This window comes from Martinezella lusitana (assembly GCF_016901135.1).
GTDB classification, from domain to species: Bacteria; Pseudomonadota; Alphaproteobacteria; order Rhizobiales; family Rhizobiaceae; genus Rhizobium; species Rhizobium lusitanum_D.
This window is the reverse complement of the sequence record NZ_JAFEVL010000024.1, coordinates 18332-38228: the sequence shown is the minus strand read 5'-3', so window position 1 is coordinate 38228 and position 19897 is coordinate 18332. Positions and strand designations below refer to the sequence as shown.

Annotated in this window: 16 protein-coding genes; 7 read left to right on the top strand and 9 right to left on the bottom strand. The window is 56.9% G+C overall.

The features are described from left to right. Positions 1 to 538: 538 nt before the first annotated feature. From repC to repA, 3 genes are all read right to left on the bottom strand, one after another. Positions 539 to 1753 (bottom strand): plasmid replication protein RepC, encoded by a 1215-nt coding sequence (repC, locus tag JTP94_RS10305; RefSeq protein WP_204850403.1) that lies wholly within the window; start codon positions 1751 to 1753, stop codon positions 539 to 541. Between the two features lie 154 nt (positions 1754 to 1907). Beyond that, entirely contained in the window at positions 1908 to 2951 is a 1044-nt protein-coding gene (gene repB, locus JTP94_RS10300) for a plasmid partitioning protein RepB (protein ID WP_204850402.1), read from the bottom strand. Continuing rightward, a complete protein-coding gene (gene repA / locus JTP94_RS10295; RefSeq protein ID WP_204850401.1) occupies positions 2948 to 4159 on the bottom strand; it encodes a plasmid partitioning protein RepA in 1212 nt (403 codons plus the stop codon). Before repA ends, repB begins: the two co-directional genes overlap by 4 nt. Before the next feature lie 486 nt (positions 4160 to 4645). Between repA and JTP94_RS10290 the strand changes: the two genes are divergently transcribed. Then, the gene (locus JTP94_RS10290) at positions 4646 to 5716 is read left to right on the top strand and encodes a hypothetical protein (RefSeq protein ID WP_204850400.1); all 1071 of its coding nucleotides are present in this window, start codon (positions 4646 to 4648) and stop codon (positions 5714 to 5716) included. A 69-nt stretch (positions 5717 to 5785) separates the two neighbouring features. Here JTP94_RS10290 and JTP94_RS10285 read toward each other — a convergent pair whose 3' ends face one another. Further along, positions 5786 to 6937 (bottom strand): site-specific integrase, encoded by a 1152-nt coding sequence (locus JTP94_RS10285; RefSeq protein WP_204850399.1) that lies wholly within the window; start codon positions 6935 to 6937, stop codon positions 5786 to 5788. A gap of 193 nt (positions 6938 to 7130) precedes the next feature. On the opposite strand from JTP94_RS10285, the gene JTP94_RS10280 reads away from it, so the two are divergent. The 3 genes from JTP94_RS10280 to JTP94_RS10270 are packed head-to-tail and all read left to right on the top strand — an operon-like array spanning position 7131 to position 10815. Then, entirely contained in the window at positions 7131 to 8771 is a 1641-nt protein-coding gene (locus JTP94_RS10280) for a Mu transposase C-terminal domain-containing protein (RefSeq protein WP_204850398.1), read from the top strand. Then, complete coding sequence (locus JTP94_RS10275; RefSeq protein ID WP_204850397.1) at positions 8768 to 9685, top strand: TniB family NTP-binding protein; 918 nt, start codon at positions 8768 to 8770, stop codon at positions 9683 to 9685. Before JTP94_RS10280 ends, JTP94_RS10275 begins: the two co-directional genes overlap by 4 nt. Continuing rightward, positions 9583 to 10815, top strand: coding sequence for a TniQ family protein (locus JTP94_RS10270; protein ID WP_246754789.1), 1233 nt, complete (start codon positions 9583 to 9585; stop codon positions 10813 to 10815). The genes JTP94_RS10275 and JTP94_RS10270 overlap by 103 nt, the downstream gene beginning before the upstream one ends. On the opposite strand, the gene JTP94_RS10265 is transcribed toward JTP94_RS10270, so the two are convergent. Continuing rightward, on the bottom strand, positions 10766 to 11683 hold the full coding sequence (locus JTP94_RS10265) for a recombinase family protein (protein ID WP_204850395.1): 918 nt from the start codon (positions 11681 to 11683) through the stop codon (positions 10766 to 10768). The genes JTP94_RS10270 and JTP94_RS10265 overlap by 50 nt on opposite strands. A gap of 531 nt (positions 11684 to 12214) precedes the next feature. Between JTP94_RS10265 and JTP94_RS10260 the strand changes: the two genes are divergently transcribed. From JTP94_RS10260 to JTP94_RS10250, 3 genes are all read left to right on the top strand, one after another. Continuing rightward, a complete protein-coding gene (locus JTP94_RS10260) occupies positions 12215 to 13342 on the top strand; it encodes an RHE_PE00001 family protein (RefSeq protein WP_204850394.1) in 1128 nt (375 codons plus the stop codon). A gap of 236 nt (positions 13343 to 13578) precedes the next feature. Further along, a complete protein-coding gene (locus JTP94_RS10255; RefSeq protein ID WP_204850393.1) occupies positions 13579 to 16458 on the top strand; it encodes a class I SAM-dependent DNA methyltransferase in 2880 nt (959 codons plus the stop codon). 5 nt (positions 16459 to 16463) lie between these two features. After that, positions 16464 to 17192, top strand: a complete 729-nt coding sequence (locus JTP94_RS10250; protein ID WP_204850392.1) for a hypothetical protein — start codon at positions 16464 to 16466, stop codon at positions 17190 to 17192. Between the two features lie 179 nt (positions 17193 to 17371). On the opposite strand, the gene JTP94_RS35890 is transcribed toward JTP94_RS10250, so the two are convergent. The 4 genes from JTP94_RS35890 to JTP94_RS10230 all read right to left on the bottom strand — a co-directional run bounded on the left by JTP94_RS35890 (position 17372) and on the right by JTP94_RS10230 (position 19893). Beyond that, positions 17372 to 18196, bottom strand: a complete 825-nt coding sequence (locus JTP94_RS35890) for an NAD(P)-binding domain-containing protein (RefSeq protein ID WP_204850391.1) — start codon at positions 18194 to 18196, stop codon at positions 17372 to 17374. Positions 18197 to 18311: 115 nt separating this feature from the next. Beyond that, entirely contained in the window at positions 18312 to 19103 is a 792-nt protein-coding gene (locus tag JTP94_RS10240; protein WP_246754787.1) for a GntR family transcriptional regulator, read from the bottom strand. Next, positions 19100 to 19447, bottom strand: coding sequence for an aspartate dehydrogenase domain-containing protein (locus JTP94_RS10235; protein ID WP_204850390.1), 348 nt, complete (start codon positions 19445 to 19447; stop codon positions 19100 to 19102). The genes JTP94_RS10240 and JTP94_RS10235 overlap by 4 nt, the downstream gene beginning before the upstream one ends. Then, the gene (locus JTP94_RS10230; RefSeq protein WP_204850389.1) at positions 19444 to 19893 is read right to left on the bottom strand and encodes an NAD(P)-binding domain-containing protein; all 450 of its coding nucleotides are present in this window, start codon (positions 19891 to 19893) and stop codon (positions 19444 to 19446) included. The genes JTP94_RS10235 and JTP94_RS10230 overlap by 4 nt, the downstream gene beginning before the upstream one ends. Positions 19894 to 19897 lie beyond the last annotated feature (4 nt).

Here is a 19897-nt window from a genome sequence, read left to right as displayed (position 1 = left end):
ATGAACCCGATGATCTTGAGCCGGTATCCGACGCAACTCAGGAGTACGCAGCAGCCGGGGATCCAAGGATCTCTCGAAAGCCCAGGAACTCGTTGCCGGCGCGCTGCTGAACTCGAAGAAACTGGCGGCAACAAAGACCGTTGGTCAATACCTTCGAAAAAGGTATGATTTCAGTAACTTGAGGCGGTTAGTCACGACTAACGACCATGAGCATCGCGTCAGCGATGCCTGTCGAGCAATTCGAGCGAACCAACGCATGCACCTGTCTTGCACCCGATCATCTGTGAACTGAAACTCTGACCAGTTTGTATTTGAGACGCTGGTAGGGTCGAATTTACCCACGCATCTGCACCTGCTACTCTACATCCCAGCACTATACATTCCGTCCTCCGGGCTCCAATATCGCGATGCCGGTATTGCAGTACAACGAACTTTGCCAAACCGCGAAATCGCCCGGAACGGCGACGGAAACGCCAAGCAATCCGGAAACACCTATCATTTGAGCCGCTTAGCCCGGTTAGTCGCAACTAACGGCCGATTACACGGCTCGAAGGAGGCTGCCCCCATTGTTGCGGAGCAGCGCCATTATCACCGGACCGAGAGAAAACTCACCGCGCTCAGCGCGCCGCGTCAGATCCCGTAAGTACCCACCTGGGGTATTGATCAGATTTGCGCGCTCAAGTATGCAGCCGACCGCCACCGCGGCGTTTTCCGGCCCCATGACCTGGCACGCATCTTGGTAAGCTGTTGGGCTGATCCCCAGCATCGATCTCACCACCACCGCGGCCGACATGAGGTCGCGCCAGCTTCCGACCGCGCCGCCCGGTCCATAGTCAACCATCTGCTGACAGGCCTTCAACACCACACCAAGAGGGAAAGCCTTCATCGGTTCGACCTTTGGCTTGTCGGGTTTGCCCGGCTTTGCGCCCTGCTCTTTTTCGGAGCTAGGTTCAAGTTCATTGAAGGATTCGGGATTTGAATTCTGTATGTGCTGCTCAATATGAGCAGCATTGCTGCTATTAAATTGTGAATTTTCCTGACTATCCAATCGATTAATGACCTCTTCGCGGAGCAGTTCCATCTCGTCGAGAATGTTCGTGATGTCTGTCATAGTCGGGGAGCGTGGTATGCGGCTCGCAAGTTCGACATAGATCGCTTCGATGGCCGCCCAGTCGCCCTCGGCGCCCTCCTCCATTGCTGCGGAAATCAGCTTGCGAACGTCACGTCGGCAGATCGTCAGGTTCTCCTTGGCCCGCCTGAATGCGGACCGTGCAGCGACGACTTTTTGCGCGACGAGCGCCAATTCTTCGGATCGGGCGAGGATTGGCGAGAGATCGAAGCCAAAGGCATTCTCGATTTCGCCGGCGGTATTCTTGCGAGCGTAGCGTTTGCCGTTCGCGCTGTCCTTCCGAACGATCAGCCCGGACTCTACGAGCAATGCAAGATGGCGGCGAAGTGTCGCCCCGGCCATACCGTGGGTACGAAGGATCAGCTGTGCATTCGAGGGGAACACCACCAATTGTGCTTCCTGGCGCAATTCGTTCTCCGGATAGAAACTCATTAGGGCGTCAAGAACAGCAAGGCTGTTCGACTGCAGGCCGAGTGCTTCCCTGGCCTCGGAAGCATCCCGGAAGACCTTCCACTTCTCGACTGATTTGCCCGCCTTGATCTCGCTTGTAGCAACCTGCCGCCTCACGAGAGCAAGCGTCATCGGCCGCCGCCCAAAGGGCGTCGTCACACTTCCTGTCTGCATCGTCTTTCACCTTTCACAAGGCAAAAGAAATCGGCTCACCAAATCGGTGCCAAGACTCTTGACGAACATTCGTGGAAGTGCGATTCTCAGGTTGCTTAGATCTGAAAGAGGTTTCCACGACGGCGACGTTTTGGGGGCCTTTTTCTTTTTGCGCTTAGTCTCCGTTGTTCAACTGGTCTTCAGCACCGCTCTTGGCGCGATGCTCCTCAAAGAGTACTGGCAATCGCTCGAGCACGAATGCGGCGAAGTCAGGCATCTCGCGCCGGTCAATCGACAGGTCCAATTTGGTTTTGCTCTTCGTCACCTGGGCCAGACGCACGCCGGTGGGCGTCGTCAGAACATGCGGAAGCCCGCGCTTTGTTGGCACGGGTTTGAGGCTGGCAACAAGTGACTTAAACCGGTCAGCCGAGGGCAGGGCCTTCGCCTCCGCCGATCGCAAGAAGGTTGAGGCATGTTCGAGGTCGGCGTCACGTGCGAGAAGGTCGGCGAGAGCCACCCAACTTTTTAAGCCAATCCCCGGCGCCGGGCCGATCGCATCGACAATATCCTTGGGAATGCGCGTTACGACGGACAGCATATTAGACAGATCACTTTTGTAGACTGACAACGCGGCCATCACCACATCTCGCGAAAACCTCTCGGTCAACCGGGAGGCAAAACGCGCCTTTTCGATGAATGTCAGATCCTCACGTTCATTGTTTTCCTGGCCCTGGGCAATGACGAGCTGCTCGTCGGTCAGGTCCCTGACGACCGCCTTGACGGGACGGTTGAGTTCCGAGACTGCACGCAGACGACGGTGCCCGAATGCGACTTGATAGCGACCCGGGGTTTCGGGGTGAGGGCGCACAAGAATCGGGATCTGCTGGCCTTGCTCGCGGATCGCTTCAACTAGACCGTCGATATCACCGGGCATGCGGTCCGGAATGAAAGACGGGTCGATTGTATCCGTATCTAACTCAATGATGGTCTGGCCTTCAGCCAGGCGTTTTTCGATTTCTTCGGCGCGCTCAAATCTTGCCTTGCCTTCTGCGAAAGCGCCGCCAACCTGGCTGGTGAGCCGCGATGACGCCGGTGTCGGTCCTTCCGCCGGTGGGGAACCCATGAGCGGAAGAATGCTTCGGCTCTTAGTCGGTCTTTCAACCGGCGCCGCGGCGGCGGCGGTTGGCTTGGGGGTGCGAAGGATGTCCTTCCTGCTCATGACTTTCTTCCCCATGCTTTCTTGATCAGCGACTCGATCTCGTCGTTGACGTTGTTCATCGCCTCAAGCGCGCGATCGTACGTGGCCCGCGTGAATTGGCCTCTCTCCACTTCGAAAAGGGTCTGGTTGGTAAGACCGGCGTCGGAAACGGCCGTTGTCTTCAGCATCGGGAAGTTTAGAACATTTTCTCCGAATATCGCCCTGAGATATCCGACCATCTGGTTCTGTGGCCCATCACTCGGCTCGAACCGTGTCACGAGATAGCGCATCCAGTTATAATCAAAGCGCGCGCCGTGCGATGAGATCTCCCGAAGCAGATCCGATGTCATCGACAAGAACTGGTTCATCGACATCACATCGAGCATCTGTGGATGCACGGTGATCAGAACAGAGGTGGCTGCAGTCAGGGCGGAGAGGGTCAGGTAGCCCAGTTGCGGTGGGCAGTCGATCACCACGATGTCGTAATTGGGCGCGACCTGGTCAAGCACCTCGCTGATCCGGTGGAAGAACATGGTATCGCCGATCTTCCGCTTCATCAGCGCTCGCGGCGTATCGTGTTCAAACTCCATAAGTTCAAGGTTGCCGGGGATCAGATGAAGATCGGGGATGTAGGTCGCGCGAACAATTTCGGCCATTGGGCGAGCGTCATCATACCGGATCGCACCGTAGAGCGTCTCATTTACGCCGACATCGGTTTCCGGCTGGTTGCCAAAGAGTGTGGAAAGGCTCGCCTGCGGGTCCAGATCGATCGCCAGCACGCGGTAGCCGCGAAGCGCGAGATATTGGGCCAGGTGAGCAGCAGTCGTGGTTTTACCGGAGCCGCCCTTGAAATTCATAACCGAGATAACCTGCAACGCTTCATCGTCGCGACGGTGTGGGAGATAACGACGATTGCCACGGCCGACCTGGTCGAGGTGCTTGCGGATCTTGTGCATATCCTCGACGGAATATGACCGGCGCCCGGTCGGACTGGTGCTGACCTCAAGCCCCTCGAGCTCGTTTGCGAGCTGACGGAGATAAACCTCTTTCACGCCGACCAGCTTTGCTGCCTCAGCGGGCTGAAACGTGCGGATGCCCTTTTCCGCCGTGGGGGGAAAGGTCGCGAGCTGATGCTCTTGCAGTTGCGCCGACAAGGAACGAGAATGGCGCTCAATCAAGCCCATCAGGTCTTCATCTTTTGGCGGTAATTTTGCAGCGATTTTGGGCATCCCCGGACCTGATTTCTTGAAATAGCGCTTCTGAGCGGAATTTCCTAATCACTCCGCTGCTGGCAATAAGCATCGATTCTGACAGGCTGGCAAGCTATTTAGGGTTAACAAAACCTTAACGCGTTCGCCGAGGAATTACATCGCACCTCGGGTATGTCCTTTACAAACAGAGTGTTATAGCCGCCACTCAAGCAATAGCAGCTCTCATTCATCAACTGGATTCTTTGCTCACCGAGCCGGCGCGAGTGAAAGGTCAGCCCGTTGGGATCGAAAAACTGACGCATCCAAGTGCCGCTCTTCGCGACTCAGTCAACAGCGTCGACTTGGACCCCGCGATGTGGGTGCGCCGGCGCCAGCAAAATTCTCGCTTCAAAGTATGGTCTGGGACTTTGTTGTTCCCGTCAGGAAACCACCTATGCGCAATTTTAACGCGTGTGGTTTAGTGCTTCTCGCAAGGACGAAAAGAGCGATCTTGAGAGCGAGAGAATGGTACCGAGAGACAAGCTTAAAACTGAGCGAAACAAACTGATCAGGGCAATCGATTCGGAATTGAATGAGTTGCTGCCTCTCGTTCTGCTGGACGCCAATTTGCCGGATCAGCAGACATTGAATGGGATTATCGGTAGCAAAGCAGGTGAATTTATCGACCTCCATAACGACATCATATCTGGGCCGGAGCAGTTTGTGACGGTTTGGATGGACGCCTGGATTAGGTTTCGCGCCTCGACGCCTTCAGACAGCAAATACAACATACTTTTCAATAACGTTAGGCGTTCGCCGGACTACATAAAATACCTCCATCTCTTTCTTCGTCGCTCATTTCTCAAACGCTACGAAGAATTCTACCGGCCGCGGCCAACCGTCGGTGAGGCCGAGGTATGGATCGGGCAGAACCACGCGAATTACGGTCTATTGGTTACGCCGCGCTTTGCCGATGGCGAATGGGAAAACGACAAGAGCGAAATACGCCGGTTCAAGCCGCGTTACTGGTCGATCGGGCACATTTTAGAGACGGGACTGGTGCTACCGGGCAAGAACGAAACAATGACGTTTTCAGGTGTGGCCGAGTATCTAAAATTCTTCAAAAATGTTCTGGTGCGAGGCGCTGCCTCCGACCACCAGGACGCAATTGCAGAACTTTACTCCCAATTCGTTGAAGCGTCCGACAAGCCCCTCGACGTCCCCTTGCTCATTCCGGAATACCGCTATGGCGGCGCGGCGAGCAAACACCAGTATCGTCTGGATTTCACGGTCATCCATCCATTCACGATGGACAAAGTGGGGTTCGAGCTTTCTCCCTGGTCGAGCCATGGTCGGCTGACAGGCTTGAAGACAAAGACGCAGAAAGCGGTGAACCAAGAGGCAGCGTCCAATTTCCATCGTGAGGTCGCAAAACAGAAGGCGTTTTTCAAAACACACGGAGTGACCGTGTTGATCTACACCGATCCAGACCTTGCTGACATTCAACAGGTTTTCGATGAAATCTCAGTTCAGTTGAAGCCAGAGAGTGACCCCGTGCAGTACAGCTTCAAAGCATTCGAAGACTATTTCAAATGACCACGGCGAACGAGTCTTTCTCGGAGTTGCGAAATCTGGGAAGCGGTGACGGGAATCCAGCTGGGAGATTTACGAAAGTAATCGCGCCGCCCTTCCGCTGCGTCGGGTGGCGCTGTTGTAATAGCTCGATGCCTGTTGGACCGATCGGTGGCGCGACTGCTCCATCGCCTCAGGAAGCGGTATGCCACGATTGGCAGCCTCGGTCAGATAGCCAGACCGCAGCCCATGTGCGGAAAACTCCCCAGGCGCCAACCCGGCCATCTCCGCCCGCTGCTTGATGATGGCATTGACCGACTGCGGATCGATCTGGCGCCGCGAAACAGTCCCCCAGCGCCCGATCGCCCGAAACACGCTCCCGCTCTCGATTTTCGCCGCCGTGATCCAGGCATTCAGCGCCTCCACCGGCCGGCCGGTCAGATAGACGACGTCGTCCTGCTCGCCATTCGTAGTCTTGGTTCGACCGAGATGAATGGCGAGAGAGGGGAGGGGCGCGCCATTCTCCACTGGGATCGGCGCCTCGACGGTCAGCTGCTCACGGCGCAAGCCGGCGATCTCGCTGCGCCGGCGGCCGCCGGAGGCAAAGGCGACCATCAGGATTGCCCGATCGCGGAGATCACGCAAACTGTCGGTTCCGCAGGTCGCCAGCAGTTTTGCCAGCACGTCACCCGTCACCGCCTTGGCACTCTTGCGACCCCGCGTCCGGGGGACGGCGCGAACCGCAAGGCGGATGGCCGACTTGAGGGCAGGGGAGGCGAAGGCACCATTGAGGCCGCGCCACTTGGTCAATGTCGACCAGTTCGCCAGCCGCCGGCGCACGGTGGCCGGCGCGTGCGGGCCAGAGGATTTCAGAAAGCGCTGGCTTCGAAGGTTGTCGTCGACATCGGCCGGCATTCCATGATCAGGGTCGGTCTCGCGGTGCTGCGGGTCCCAGAGGTGATGGGCAACGAATTTCAGCAGCAACGCCTCGGGTGCCGGCCAGGGCAGGGATTGTCCGGTCGTCGCCAGCCCCCACGCTTCGAGATAAGCGAGATCCGAGGTCAGCGCCCGCAGCGTGTTGTCGCCCATACCCTGGTTGACCAGATGGCGCAGCGTTTCGACGTCGTGGTCGGAAAGCAGCTCTGCGAGTTCGTCGCGGCGTTCGATCGGCAGCACCGCGGCAATGGTGTCGAGTTCTTCGGCGCGGCGCTGGACGGCAGTCAGTGATGTCTTGGGCTTGGCCATAGGCGCTCCAAAAGAACGGTTTCGGCGGTCTTCAAAGCCGTGATTTGCCCCGATTCTCGCTTGTGCCTCTTTTTAAATAAGCGGACTGCATGTCTTTGCCGCGTAACAATAATCGCTCATTCTAATTGAGTGAACTTGAGTAGGTTCGGTGGAATTTAGCCTGATTTGCAGATCGATGTAAGAGCGAGCGTCGATGGGCCGGAAACCAGACAAGTTGACCGTCGACGACGCAGCCTGGCTGAGGGCTGTGTCGCGCGAGAAGGTTATTCGCCCCTTGGCTTTGCTGTCCCGCCTTTCTGCCGCGCATGTGGGCAGGGCCTGCCGGGAGCTGAAGTTGGGGCAAACGCGTTTCTATAAGCTGCTGAACCAATATCGCGCATCGCCGGTCACGAGCTCATTGCTGGATGCTATGCCGGGACCCTCCAAGGGTAGAATGCTGTTGCCGCAGGACATTGAGGAGATCATTCAAGCGGCGATTCATGATACCTACCGGAAACGCGAGCGGCCAACGATCACCGCTCTTCACGATCGGGTACGGCAAATTTGCCATGAACGCGGAGTTCGCGCGCCATCGTGGACGGCTGTCCGGGCGCGGGTAGACTGCATAGATCCTAAGATACTTATGCGATGGAGGGAAGGAGCGAAGGCGGCATCCGAAAAGTTCGGCGTTGTCGTGCAAGAATATAACGCCGACTATGCCCTTCAGATTGTTCAGATCGATCACACGCTGGTGGATTTGTTCATCGTCGATGCGGTTAGCCGCAAGCCGCTGCAGCGCCCCTGGCTGACGTTGGCGATCGATGTTGCCAGCCGCATGGTGGCCGGCTTCTATCTCAGCCTGGAAAGCCCATCGTCGACATCAGTCGCCTTGGCGATCCAGAACCTGCTGATGCCCAAAGAACCTTGGCTGCAGGCGAAGGGCATTGATGCCGAGTGGCCGGTTTTTGGATTGCCTGACGTCATTCACCTCGACAATGGAGCAGAATTCCATGGCAAGGCCCTTGTCAGGGGAGCCCCTGAGCATGGGATCGACCTGATGTACCGGCCTGTGGCGCGGCCGCATTACGGCGGGCATATCGAACGGCTGATCGGAACCATGATGGGCGCAGTGCATCTGCTGCCAGGATCCACTTCGAGCAGCATTGCCAAGCGGGGCTCTTACGATCCGCAGAAGCATGCCGCAATGACACTGGACGAATTGGAGAGATGGTTGGCCCTCCAGATCGTCGGCCGCTACCATGCCGAAGTTCACAGCGCATTGCTGCTTCCGCCGAGGACAGCCTGGGACGATGCGGTCGCGGCCCGTTCCCAGCCCCTGCGCCTGCCGCGTGATCCAGAACAGTTTCTGCGCGATTTTCTCCCCTACGAGGAGCGCTGTATCCGCAGGGATGGCCTGCATCTGTTCGGAATTCGTTATTGGGATGACGTTCTCAGTCCTTTGGCTGGGCGATCGTCGCGCCAGATGCGGGTCAAGTATGATCCGCGCGATCTCTCCTGTGTTTATGTAGAGCAGGCAGACGGTTCGATCTGGCCAGTGCGTTTTGCGGCCCTAGACCGGCCGCCGATTACGCTCGGAGAACATCGCCTGGCGCGTGCTGCACTGAGGGCTCGGGGAGTCCGAGCTGTCGACGAGCATCTGATTTTCGAAACCATCGCCGAGCAACGGCGGCTTATGGAGAGCGCCGTTCAGCAGACCCGGGCCATGCGCCGCCATGCTGAGCGGAAAGAGCGTGCATTGGCAGCCCGTGATCGGACTACCGATTTACCGGAATCGGACGTCGAAGACGATGTCTGCGTCGACGTGTCGCCATTGGCCGTGGAGGAATGGTCGTGAGTGATTATGCCCATCTTCTCCCGGCCTACCGGAGTTATGCCGAGTTGAGCGACAGTGAGCGCATCGCCTGGATCCGGGCAGATCGCTGGCTCGAAACGGCTCAGGCGAATTCGGCCCTGCTGCGGCTCGAGGATCTGCTCTCCTATCCTCCGCGCGACCGCATGCCCTGCCTGCTCCTATATGGCGACACCGGCATGGGAAAAACAAAGATCATCCGCAAGTTTCTTCGTGATCATCCCGTGACTTTCGACAGGGGAACCGGCGTGACCTTCATGCCGGTTGTGGCGATGCAGATGCCCGCAGAGCCGTTGGAGCGCGATGTCTATGGCGAGCTCTTGAATGCGCTCGGCGCGCCGGGGCCGAACAGCGACGCGGCATTCCGCTTGAAAACGATCTGCCGTAGCCTGATGCGCAGGATGGGCGTGCGAATGCTTGTTATCGACGAGATCCACGCCATGCTGACCGGCACGTTTCGCCAGCAACGGATTTTCCTTAATGTGATCCGCTTTCTTGCCAACGACCTGAAGGTGCCGTTGATCTGCGCCGGCACCGATCTTGCCCGGCAGGCGCTTCTCACGGACCCGCAGCTCGCCGAGCGGTTCGAAGCGTTTCACCTGGAGCGCTGGTCGAACGATCAACAGCTGGGCCAGCTTCTTTCGAGCCTGGCGTCGATTTTTCCCCTACGCCGGCCTTCGGCAGTGACATCTCCGGCGGTTCGCCGGCGGGTTCTTGAGCTCACCGATGGCGTGACTGTGCGCATATTCCGGCTGATGGAGACCGTTGCTACCGACGCCATCCGCAACGGTAGTGAATGTATCACCGCCGACAGCTTCAGCCGCGACGACCTTGTGTTGCCGCTTGTCGCCATGGTTCGGCGGTCGGAACGCTCGCTCCAGCGGCGATCGGCGCGGTGAGGCAAATCCCCCTCTTGCCGATCGCACCGCGGCCTTACCCAAATGAACTGATCTCATCTTGGCAGTCCAGAGTGGCTTGTCGCTACGGATGCACGCCGGGCGAAATCGAGCATTGGCTGGGGCATGAGGATCGGCCGCCGGCTTCCGGCAGTTTCGAATTGCGGGATTTTCGCCCGGATCCGCTGGTCCTTAGATCGTGGGGGCGCACCGCCAGACTAAAGATCGCTGAAGTCGAAGCAATGATGTTGAGCCGATCGGTGAGGTCGATCACCTGGTATGTTGCCGACCGCCGTGAGCGCGGGATCTGCCTCGATTGCCTTGATGAGGATGTGTCGGTGGGCCGGGATCACTATCTTCGCCGTGAATGGGCTCATGTCGAAACAGCGGTTTGTCGGAAACATCGTTGCATGCTGCAAGATTGGTGTGACCACTGTTTCGCACGGGACCGCTTCCGCTTCGAATGTATCGAGGAAGAGGCGCGGCTTATCTGTGGACACTGCTCGACCGCGGTATCGGGGGGACGAAAGAAGGTCGAAGGGACGGCCACGGTAGATTTCCTGCTCCTGCTAACGGCTGCGGTAGACGCCGCTATCGAGGGGAGGGAGAGCAGCGTCGCACTGGATGAGATAAAGGTTGCGATCGAAACCTTGTGGTCGCCGTCACAGGCAAATGGCAAACCGTTCATTGCATGGTTTGACCTGAAGCTTCCCTTGGGACGCCTTCCCGCTTTCGCCGCCCGCGGCAACCCTCTCGTCTGCCTGTCGTTTCCGTGGCGCATCGTCACATTCATGGCCGTGGCGCAGTTGCTTGATCTGGCGCAGGCAAGGCGATGGCTCGGACCGCCGCCGTCTTACCTCGAGCGAGAGTTGGCCAATCGTAAACGCAATTCACTGCCACAGGACGCCGAAACGCCCCATTCGGTTGGAATTCTGGAAACCGCTCCGAAGCTCAGGCTCAGACCCGATATCGAGTATCATCAACTGGCCGAACAGATCCTGGCCAGCCAGGATTGGAAAGCGATTTCGGCCGTAAAGGGGAGTTTGCGGGACAGGAAGCTCGGGCGCCTTATGAACCAGGCACTCAGGAGCGAACGAGGCCGAAGCGATGTGCCTCGTCCAACAGGGCCCTGACGGAAGACGGCTGCCACTTCCTACCACCACGCACCGGCCGCTCCCCCATTTGGTCCAGTTGCGCGGCGATGTCGCGCAACGACAAAGCCGGATCGGCGATGGTGATCGCGGCAACCAGCTTCATGAGATGATCCTCCGGGGTGCGACGCGGCGACCGGGCAAGCAAGCCGGGATCGGCGAGCCTCTCGCGCACCATACGATGGACGGCGCGCCGGAGCCGCTCAACGGTCCAGTCGTGGCCGCGGCGGTTGAGGACGCGCACGACATTGTCCCAGCTATGCTGCGGCCGGAGCTGCCGCACAGTCGGGAGCCACGTCTGTGCCGACGAAATCAGTTCGCCGAGATAATGTTTCTCGCGTGCTTCCGACACCGCCTTGATCGCTTCTGGTCGGCGCTCGCGCAGACCGGGATTTCCGGGAAGCTTCCCTCTGGCCTTCGCAGCCTTGATGCCAGCTTTGGTTCGCTCCGCGATCAGGGCGCGCTCAAGCTGGGCGACGGCGCCGAGCACCTGCAAGGAGAACATCCCCTGCGGCGTCGATGTGTCGATCGGATCGCGCAGCGAGCGGAAATGAACTCCGCGCTTTTCGAGGTCTTCGATCACTTGAAGCAGATGGCTGACCGATCGTGCCAAGCGATCGAGACGAACGACGACCAGCACGTCGCCAGTAGTGAGATCTTTTAGCAACTTGGTGAGCACCGGTCTTGCGCGGGATAAGCCGGATCCGTGCTCCTGATGAATGCGATCGCAGCCGGCTGCGCGCAACTCATCAACCTGGGCATCGTTGAGCTGATCGTCGGTCGAAACCCGCGCGTATCCGATCAGCCGTTGCGGCCGGGAAGGGGAGCTGACGGTTGCAACCTGTGGCATTGGCTTTTGCTCGTTTTTGGTGGCGTTTGTACAGATAATGAATGCGTGAGAAAATGAGGGTTTGCAAGCGTGTTTTATGACCAAAATGGAAAGCCGCTGAGCGCGTTCTCTCATCAAGGGTAGGCAACGACTCATCTAGGCCACGGCGCGCCTGTCAGCAGCCTTCCACGGCCGAAGTGCCCCGAAACTGGTTGTTTTGCGAGGAATCGAGCGCTGCGCTGTAGTAGTGGGCCGACGCTGGCGAGATGTGCTTGGGGGAGGGGCGCTCGGCCGAACGGTTCGGCGCACCTTATTCCACTCAAATGAAGCGGGATATTCCACCGATCTAAAATGAAAAGGCGGGGAAAAGCCTGCATTTGCGGCCTTTCCGCCGATCCTCAACGACTGACATTTTGAACGTTCCGCCTCAAAACCATCACTATCGATACTTGATACTTATCGGAAGTGATAGATGGTCTGAACCATCAGAGGCAGTGACGAACCTTAACTCTCCACTAGAGTTCGTTGGATAAATCATTTACCATAATTTCAATGCCTTACGATTTCTCAAAGATTCCTCATGCCACCTTGCTGCGGCCGCTTTCTGATGCGACAGCGGCTCTGGTGCGGCTCGACGAGCGCATCGCCCGTTCCCCGGTCGGGCAGGGCTTCCTCGAACGCATGCATTTCACTGATGCCTGCGCCTCGCTGTGGATCGACGGCGAACTCGTCCATCTCGAGGACCTGGTGCTGCACGACGCCCGCGCCGATGTTCGCACCCCGACCCACGAACTCACCATCGCCAGCGACGTGCTCAGGACGCGTCGGCGGATTGCGAGCCAGCCGCCCGGCTGGGCGCTGAGCCCCGAGGGTCTCAGGATACTCCGCGGTCGTGGACGGGATATGACAACGGAACCTGTTGCGGCTGACAATACCGGAGTTGCCTCCGGCCCGCCAGCGGCCGAGGCGATGGAACCCGTTGGGGGAGGGGAGGGGGCTGACGGTTTTGATCCTCTCGCCAAGGAAATGGCAGCCATCAACATCGTGCTGGCCCGATCGGAAGCATTATTGAACAAGACGACAGCGCCCGCCGGCCGTGAAAAGGATCCGCTAGTCTATGACCTCGACTGGGACGAGGGCGAACGACTGGAGGAATGGCGCGGCGTGCTTGCAGCGACCGAAGGCCTGCCCCCAGTGCTGCGGGCGATCATCGCCCTCGATGACTGGAACGAGCTGCAGGTGTTGCAGCACGCGCCCTGGCTCGGCCGGCTGCTGGCCGCTTCTATGTTGCGCCAGGCCGGCCTGACGACCGGCTCGCATCTGACCGCCGTCAATTGCGGCCTGAAATCCATTCCCGTCGAGCGCCGCCGGCATCGTGATCGTGAGACCCGGCTGCTGGCGATCGCGCAGGGGTTGATCGCGGCGGCCGAGCTCGGCCTGAAGCAACACAATCGTCTGGCGCTGGCGCGGCAGATGCTGGAGCGAAAACTGGCCGGTCGGCGGACATCCTCAAGACTGGCGGAGTTGATCGAACTCGTCATGGCGAAACCGCTCGTTTCCGCCGGCATGATCGCCAAAGCCCTCGACGTGAAGCCGCAGTCAGCGCTCCGGATCGTCGGCGAGCTCGGTCTGCGGGAGATGACGGGGCGGGGAAGGTTTCGGGCATGGGGGGTGATCTAGCAAAACGATGGAAGGCAGAAAAAGCGGGTAGAGAATTTGCGTATTTGCAGGCAATCAGGCAGAATCAAATGCCGATTCTTTTTTGCTTGGCTGGAGGAAACATTGCGCGCAATATCGCCAAGCGCCAGATTCGCCCGTTGGTCTCGGAATCGATGGGGCTGGGCTGTTCCAAGTAGTATTTATTTAATGATTGCGCAGGCATATTGCCATCACCGCGAGACGATCCTCCAAGGCAGATGATGACACCGACGCAAACCGCGACATCGAACGGCGGCGCTCTGTGGCTCGGCGATCTCACGAAGGACGGTGTCCGCCGCGCCGTCAGCGGCCTTGTGCTTGCCGATGGCTTTGATCCGAACAATCGGGATCCCGAAGAAGTTGCCATCATTGAGAAGGCACGCGACTTCTCCGCCCATTCCGTGTTTTTCGAGGCGGGGCGCAACGGTCGACCTGGTCATGCGCAAGCCTTTGTCTTTGTCGATGATGAACGAACCGATCAACAGTTTGCCGAGCTACATCAGCGTCTCTGGAGCTGGGGAGGCGTTCCGTTGGTCTATCGCAAGACCGCGGGGCTTATTCAGCTTTTCCGCTGCGCCCATAATTCCGACTTCCTCGATAAGAACGGCAAACTCGTCTGCAATCCCGTTAAAACCCTCGAGTTGGCAGCTCGGATCGAAGAGGATGCAGCATGGTGGGATGCGACAAGGATTCGGAACGGCACTATTTGGGATGATCCAGAAGTGTGTCGTGAAATGCTGTCCTCGACGCGTGCTGCGCATCGGAGGTTGATCGCAGCGGTCGATGTTCTCTACCGAACTCTGATAAGCGAGAAAGTGCTCAACGAAGGCCTATCGCGGCGTTTGCTAATTCTGTCTTTGCTCATTGCTTACCTTGAAGAGAGAAAGGTGCTGAGCACTGACTATTTCGGTCAGTTCGTCGATGGCGCGACAAAGTTCTTCGAAGTTCTGGCTGATGGACCCGCGCTAATTCGGCTGCTTCAATCGATGGAGGATCGGTTCAACGGTCATGTCTTCCGGCTGAACGATGAAGAAAAGGCGATGTTGCGAGGTACCGACCAGTTGCGCCGTTTCGCGGATCTGGTCGAAGCGCAAAAGGAAGCTGGCGGGCAGCTGACACTTTGGAAGACGTATTCCTTTGGCGATCTGCCTGTTGAGTTGATCAGTCATATCTATCAGCTGTTTGTGAAGGATAACAACAGTTCAGTCTATACACCACCCGCGCTCGTCCGGCTGGTTCTAGAAGAAGCGTTGAGCTGGAAGCGGCTCGATCAACTGGAAGCGGAGAAGCAGGTCATATTAGACCCCGCTTGCGGCTCAGGAATTTTCCTGGTCGAGGCTTATAAGCGGCTTATTTTGCACTGGCGCAGCCGGAACAACTGGGCTCATCCAAGCGTCAGGGTTCTCAAAACCCTCATTCGACGTGTGCACGGCGTTGATATGGAAGCTGGAGCAATTCAGCTGGCGGGTTTCAGTTTGTGTCTTGCTCTTTGTGACGCGCTTGAATCTGAGGAAATCAAAGCTTCGGTCAAATTATTTCCGATCCTCGCAAACCGTAGCCTTCACCATGACTGCTTTTTCAACGCCGTTCAAACCTGCCGGCGCCTCCGGCACATTCGTGTTGGTGTGGTCGTTGGCAACCCGCCTTTTGAGTCGAAGCTCACGACGCCTGGCGCTGAAAAAGCTTTTGCTGCTTACCAAAAGGAGTTCGACGGCGCTCTCCCCGACAAGCAGCTTGGTTACCTCTTCCTGCACGAGGCGATGAAGATTGTCGCGGCTGGAGGGGCGCTCTGTATGCTGCAACAGGATGGTTTCCTTTATAACCAGGGGTCAGCAAAATTCCGCCGCACGTTCTTCAAGAGCTGGCGGGTGCGCGAAGTCTTGGATTTCGTCTCCGTGCGGGGGCTATTCGAAGCTGCTGACACCAAGGTCATTGTCGTCGTCGCGGCGGCGGAGGCGCCAAAGGAAAACAGCCGAATACTTCACGCCGTCTTCCGACGAACCGGCCGGGCGAATGCAGGGCAGGGGTTCGATATCGACTACTACGACCTGCATTGGGTTCCAAACACAGTTGCTCTGAACGCCGATGATATCTGGCCCGCCAACATTGTCGGTGGAGGACGTACATTTGCATTCTTGGAGCGCCTGAAAGAATACCCAACTCTGAAGGAATACGCCGAGGCCCAGGAATGGACGTTCGGCGACGGCTATATCGAAGGTGACCGGGGAGTATCGCGGGATGCCACTCACCTAATTGGCGAGAATATGTTTCCATCGTCTGCGTTCATCACAGACCAGATTGATCCAGACAAATTTCGCGTCATAGAGCAAAGGGATTTTGAAGGGCCCAGGACCGCTGAGAATTTTTCGCCACCCATGCTTCTGGTGCGCAAACATATAGGACTTCAGCACGCCGTCTGGGAGGACTCCTTTCTTGCATTCAAAAACGAAATTGTGGGTTTTGCCGGAAAGAAAGGTGACGCACCAAAACTGAAAGCAGTCGATCGGTGGATCACAGAGAACAGGAAAGCCTTGCAAGCATTCGTCGCCCTTTCCAGTTCTCGTCTCTTCAAAAAGAAAGCCACGGCCATTGGTGCGAGCGATATCCGCGCTCTACCCTATATGGAAAATGGCGCGCTAGAGATCAGCGCGAACGAAGCGATCATCGCGGCGGATATCGTCGATTATCAATCCGATTTGGTCAGATTGGGCGATGACTCAGCGGCTCTCAAAAAGACTGCCGAAAAAGCATTGGATGACTTTGCGAACGTCTACTGCTCCCAGATCAACGTTGTCTATGGTCAAGACGCATTAGTTCCACTTACCGCCTATGTCTGGCCGGGAGTTGTGTGCCAGCCCTTCAGTTTTGGAGGTGGAGCGTCGGTTGATTGGTCAGGCGCAGAGAAACTGCGCGGCCGGGTTGACCGGTTACTTAAAGAGCAGCGCGGCTCCAGTATCAATGTCACGCGAATCGCCCGCATCTATGATGATCGTTTCATATTCTTCATCAAACCAAATCGTCTGCGGTACTGGTTGCGGTCCGTCGCGCTGCGCGACGCGGACGAGACCTTGTCCGACCTCCGGCTGCAAGGCTATTGATATCGATGTTTGCTGACACCGAATTCTCAATACTCGCCAGCGGCCTTCTCCGGGAAAACCTGTTCCCGCGGGCGACTTCGTTGCAGAAGATCCTCGAATTTATTGGGTCGCAACTTCCCGTTTGGCGCGACCGCGAGGATCGACCATTCGCCCAGGCCGAGGATGAGCTGACCGATCAACTCTGCGCCCATCTCCTTTCGGCATCGCGGCTTCACGGATTTGACTTTCTGCAGTTCCGAAGGGAAACGCGAGATAAGGTTAAGGGCTCACGGAAACACGATCTTATCATTGCTCCCAATTCGGCTGTCATCGAAGTCGAGGGAAGGAGGCACACTGAATTTGATATCCTCTTTCCTCTCGAATGTAAGAGGTTGCCCACTCCCGTCAGGAGGGATCGTGACGAGCGCGAATATGTCTTCAGCAGCAAGAAAACCACAGGCGGGGTTCAGCGCTTTAAGGCTGGTCATCATGCCTCCGATCACAAAGTTGCTGGCATGATTGCTTATGTACAGGTTTCCGATATCGCGAGTTGGTCATCCCGTGTGACAGAATGGATCGACGGCCTGCTTCAAGAACGCGTCGCCGGATGGACCAAAGCCGACCATTTGATCGAGACTTTACAAGACAAGGGTCTCAAGATCGGGCAATTCATGTCAACGCACGGCAGGGAAAACACACTGGAGCCGATCACACTCCATCATTTCTGGATCGAACTTGGCGGCGCCAGAAGTTAGGCGCTTCCCACACCGAAAAAACGTTCGGTAAATACCCGTTACCTCACCTACTCGAAATAGCTCGGTCAACGGTTCGAATCGGTTCAAAAGCACGGGGCTAGAACTCATCCTACGTCACTATGCTTTTGCGGCTTTATTGGCCTTGTCCGATACAGTCGTAGTTGATTTTTATTTCTACCTCAAATCGGTGGGTAACCATCGTCCCTACCGTCAACCGCTTGCGAGTTGGAACAAGATTTCATCCTGTCATCGATGAGGTCAAGCGCTTCAATCCAAGGATGAAACGCATTCACATTCAAAAGATGGTCGAGTCCAATTTTCGTGTATGTTCCGGGCGTTGCAATCCGGTTTGAAATTTCTTCAAGCGAAACATTCGTCTGGGTCAACGCGTTGCCGGCCGCGCCGAGAAAATTGCCCGCCACTATATGCCGAGCCTTAGAGCGCTCGAGACCGTGCTCGATGAACCACCTCTCCAATTGAGCAGTGAATCGATACATAAAACCTGCGAGGCACGCTCCGATCATCGCGAGTTCGATTCCCTCTTCACTTTCGAACACCAGAACGTTGCCTGCGCGGCCTAACACTGCTTCAACATCTGTGAAACCAGGATACAAGGGAAAAAGACCCTGGCCGACCACACTAATATAGCTAGATGGCATGATACGCACGACGCGAACCAGCCCGCCAGCGGCTTCACGCAACTGATCGATTCTGACCCCGGCTACCGCAGAAATCAGAGTCTGTTCAGCACGAAGCTGCAATCTTGGCAGAACTTCTTCGAATTGTTCTGGCCGAACGGCCAGCACCACCCAGTCTGACTGAGCGATCAACGCCCCGTCGCTCTCGGAAACAATACAGTTTTGGTCGGCAGCGAGAGATTGAGCTCGCTTTAGACTGTAGGGAGATAGCAGTATTCGACCATGATGGCCGCCATTGCGGAGGGCGGAAATGAAGTAGGCGGCGAAGTCTCCGGTTCCAATGATGCCAATTGTCGGATCACCCACGAGCGTTGCTCCTCTTTATCCGGATTCAAGTGCAGTGCTTTGAGCTGTCGAACATCCGCGCCTCGATGAGCGATGACGGCTTGCGGCGAGCGTGACACAAGTAAGAGCGACACGACTAGGACGCTGATGGTCGCTCTACTTCCATGGCGTCGAGGCGTGACAGTACTATTGCCAGGTGGGACTTGTGAATGGTCGCGACTAAGCGAACATCCCGCAACTCCAAGCTCCTTCTTATCATGCGCAGTTCATCGAGAAGGTCTTCAACTTGTTGTCCAAAATCCATCTTCTCAAGCAAAAGGAACCAGAATCTCGCTGACTGAAAGAACAGGATATCGTTGAAGTCTCTGAGAGGGCCATTGCTGCTCAGACCGTGCAAGACCTGATGCAGTCGCATAATGATTTCAGCGAATGACCGTTTATCCTTTGTGCCCATCAGATCCCGACATTCGCGCTCAAGATCCTGAATGCTTTCCAGGATATCGTCAGTGACCGGATTTGGGGTAGATTCCGCCATGGCATCCATGAGTCTCATGCGAACGATGTAGATGTCACGCATGGAACCAAGTTCGATGGAAGTGACTTCGGTACCGTTGCCATGTTGGCTCACGATCAGGCCGTCGTACTCGAGGCGCTGAAGAACAGTTCGGAGGGGGGTCCGGCTTACGCCGAATTCCGAAGCGAGTTCTCTCTCGTTCAGACGGCTGCCGGGCTGATAATCGAGGAGACAAATTCTGCGGCGCAGCTCAAGGTATATGTCTTGCTTACTTAGTTTTCCGGCGGCCTGTGGTTCTTCTTCGAAGGAGATGTCATCAGCCGCGAGTATCGACTGTGGGCCTGCTGATGCGTCCGTGCTTGTCATTGTGAAGTCCCTTTTCCCAAGGAAAGTGAAAGCTGCTACAATCTTCATGTCCCTATCCTCAGTACCGCATGCAGCTGGCGCAAGTAAGCTTTCACACTTTGCGACGTAATCGGTCCGATGTCATCGCTGGGGCGGTTCTTTATGGACATTGAAAAGTCCGAATTGTCCGACTGCACGCTCACTGAGTGTGTATTGAACGTGAGATCCGGATCCGCCCATATTCCCATTTGCGTTGGTTCTGCTCCCAACCCTGCAAGGCTTACAGCCGCCGCGACGTTCCCGTTGGCGGGGAATTCTCTGGCGACATCACTGACAGTCCCGTTCAGAATGCAGACCGCCGCTTTGATGCCGTCCAGATCAATTTCATTCCGGATTATGGACTTTGCACTCATAAGGCTGGCTGGGGCTTACGGGTGATTATCTTAACTTCATGGAGCTTTCCCACTGCCGCCGCGTTCAAGGAGTCCAACCCAAGCATTGCGCCAGACGGAATGACAATCCGTCCTCCTGAATGGCGGGCTAGCTCCAGCAGGTTATCTCTCCCTAAAAGTTGGCTCGCGGACAGGGCAATCAAGGTTTTGCCCGTCCGAAGAGTCGGTAGCGCGATGGCCTCGAACATCGAGGGCGGGAGTGCCTCAAGCACCATATCGCACATCTCAGCCAGCTCGATCATCGTCGCGTCTGGCACGCGTTTCGACAGCGTCGATGTGAATTGTACCGCACGGTCGTCGTCACGAGCAGCGATAGCCGCCAACTCGCAACCGGGCATCTCTCCTTGATCCAAAGCGCGTGCAACGGCAGAGCCTACAGCACCAATTCCAGCAATTCCGATCCTCATATTC

Excerpts from the sequence above, each read along its gene's own strand:
- repC (WP_204850403.1), bottom strand. The coding sequence starts at position 1,753 with ATGCAGACAGGAAGTGTGACGACGCCCTTTGGGCGGCGGCCGATGACG.
- repB (WP_204850402.1), bottom strand. The coding sequence starts at position 2,951 with ATGAGCAGGAAGGACATCCTTCGCACCCCCAAGCCAACCGCCGCCGCC.
- repA (WP_204850401.1), bottom strand. The coding sequence starts at position 4,159 with ATGCCCAAAATCGCTGCAAAATTACCGCCAAAAGATGAAGACCTGATG.
- JTP94_RS10290 (WP_204850400.1), top strand. The coding sequence starts at position 4,646 with ATGGTACCGAGAGACAAGCTTAAAACTGAGCGAAACAAACTGATCAGG.
- JTP94_RS10285 (WP_204850399.1), bottom strand. The coding sequence starts at position 6,937 with ATGGCCAAGCCCAAGACATCACTGACTGCCGTCCAGCGCCGCGCCGAA.
- JTP94_RS10280 (WP_204850398.1), top strand. The coding sequence starts at position 7,131 with ATGGGCCGGAAACCAGACAAGTTGACCGTCGACGACGCAGCCTGGCTG.
- JTP94_RS10270 (WP_246754789.1), top strand. The coding sequence starts at position 9,583 with ATGTATCACCGCCGACAGCTTCAGCCGCGACGACCTTGTGTTGCCGCT.
- JTP94_RS10265 (WP_204850395.1), bottom strand. The coding sequence starts at position 11,683 with ATGCCACAGGTTGCAACCGTCAGCTCCCCTTCCCGGCCGCAACGGCTG.
- JTP94_RS10260 (WP_204850394.1), top strand. The coding sequence starts at position 12,215 with ATGCCTTACGATTTCTCAAAGATTCCTCATGCCACCTTGCTGCGGCCG.
- JTP94_RS10255 (WP_204850393.1), top strand. The coding sequence starts at position 13,579 with ATGATGACACCGACGCAAACCGCGACATCGAACGGCGGCGCTCTGTGG.
- JTP94_RS10250 (WP_204850392.1), top strand. The coding sequence starts at position 16,464 with ATGTTTGCTGACACCGAATTCTCAATACTCGCCAGCGGCCTTCTCCGG.
- JTP94_RS10240 (WP_246754787.1), bottom strand. The coding sequence starts at position 19,103 with ATGAAGATTGTAGCAGCTTTCACTTTCCTTGGGAAAAGGGACTTCACA.
- JTP94_RS10235 (WP_204850390.1), bottom strand. The coding sequence starts at position 19,447 with ATGAGTGCAAAGTCCATAATCCGGAATGAAATTGATCTGGACGGCATC.
- JTP94_RS10230 (WP_204850389.1), bottom strand. The coding sequence starts at position 19,893 with ATGAGGATCGGAATTGCTGGAATTGGTGCTGTAGGCTCTGCCGTTGCA.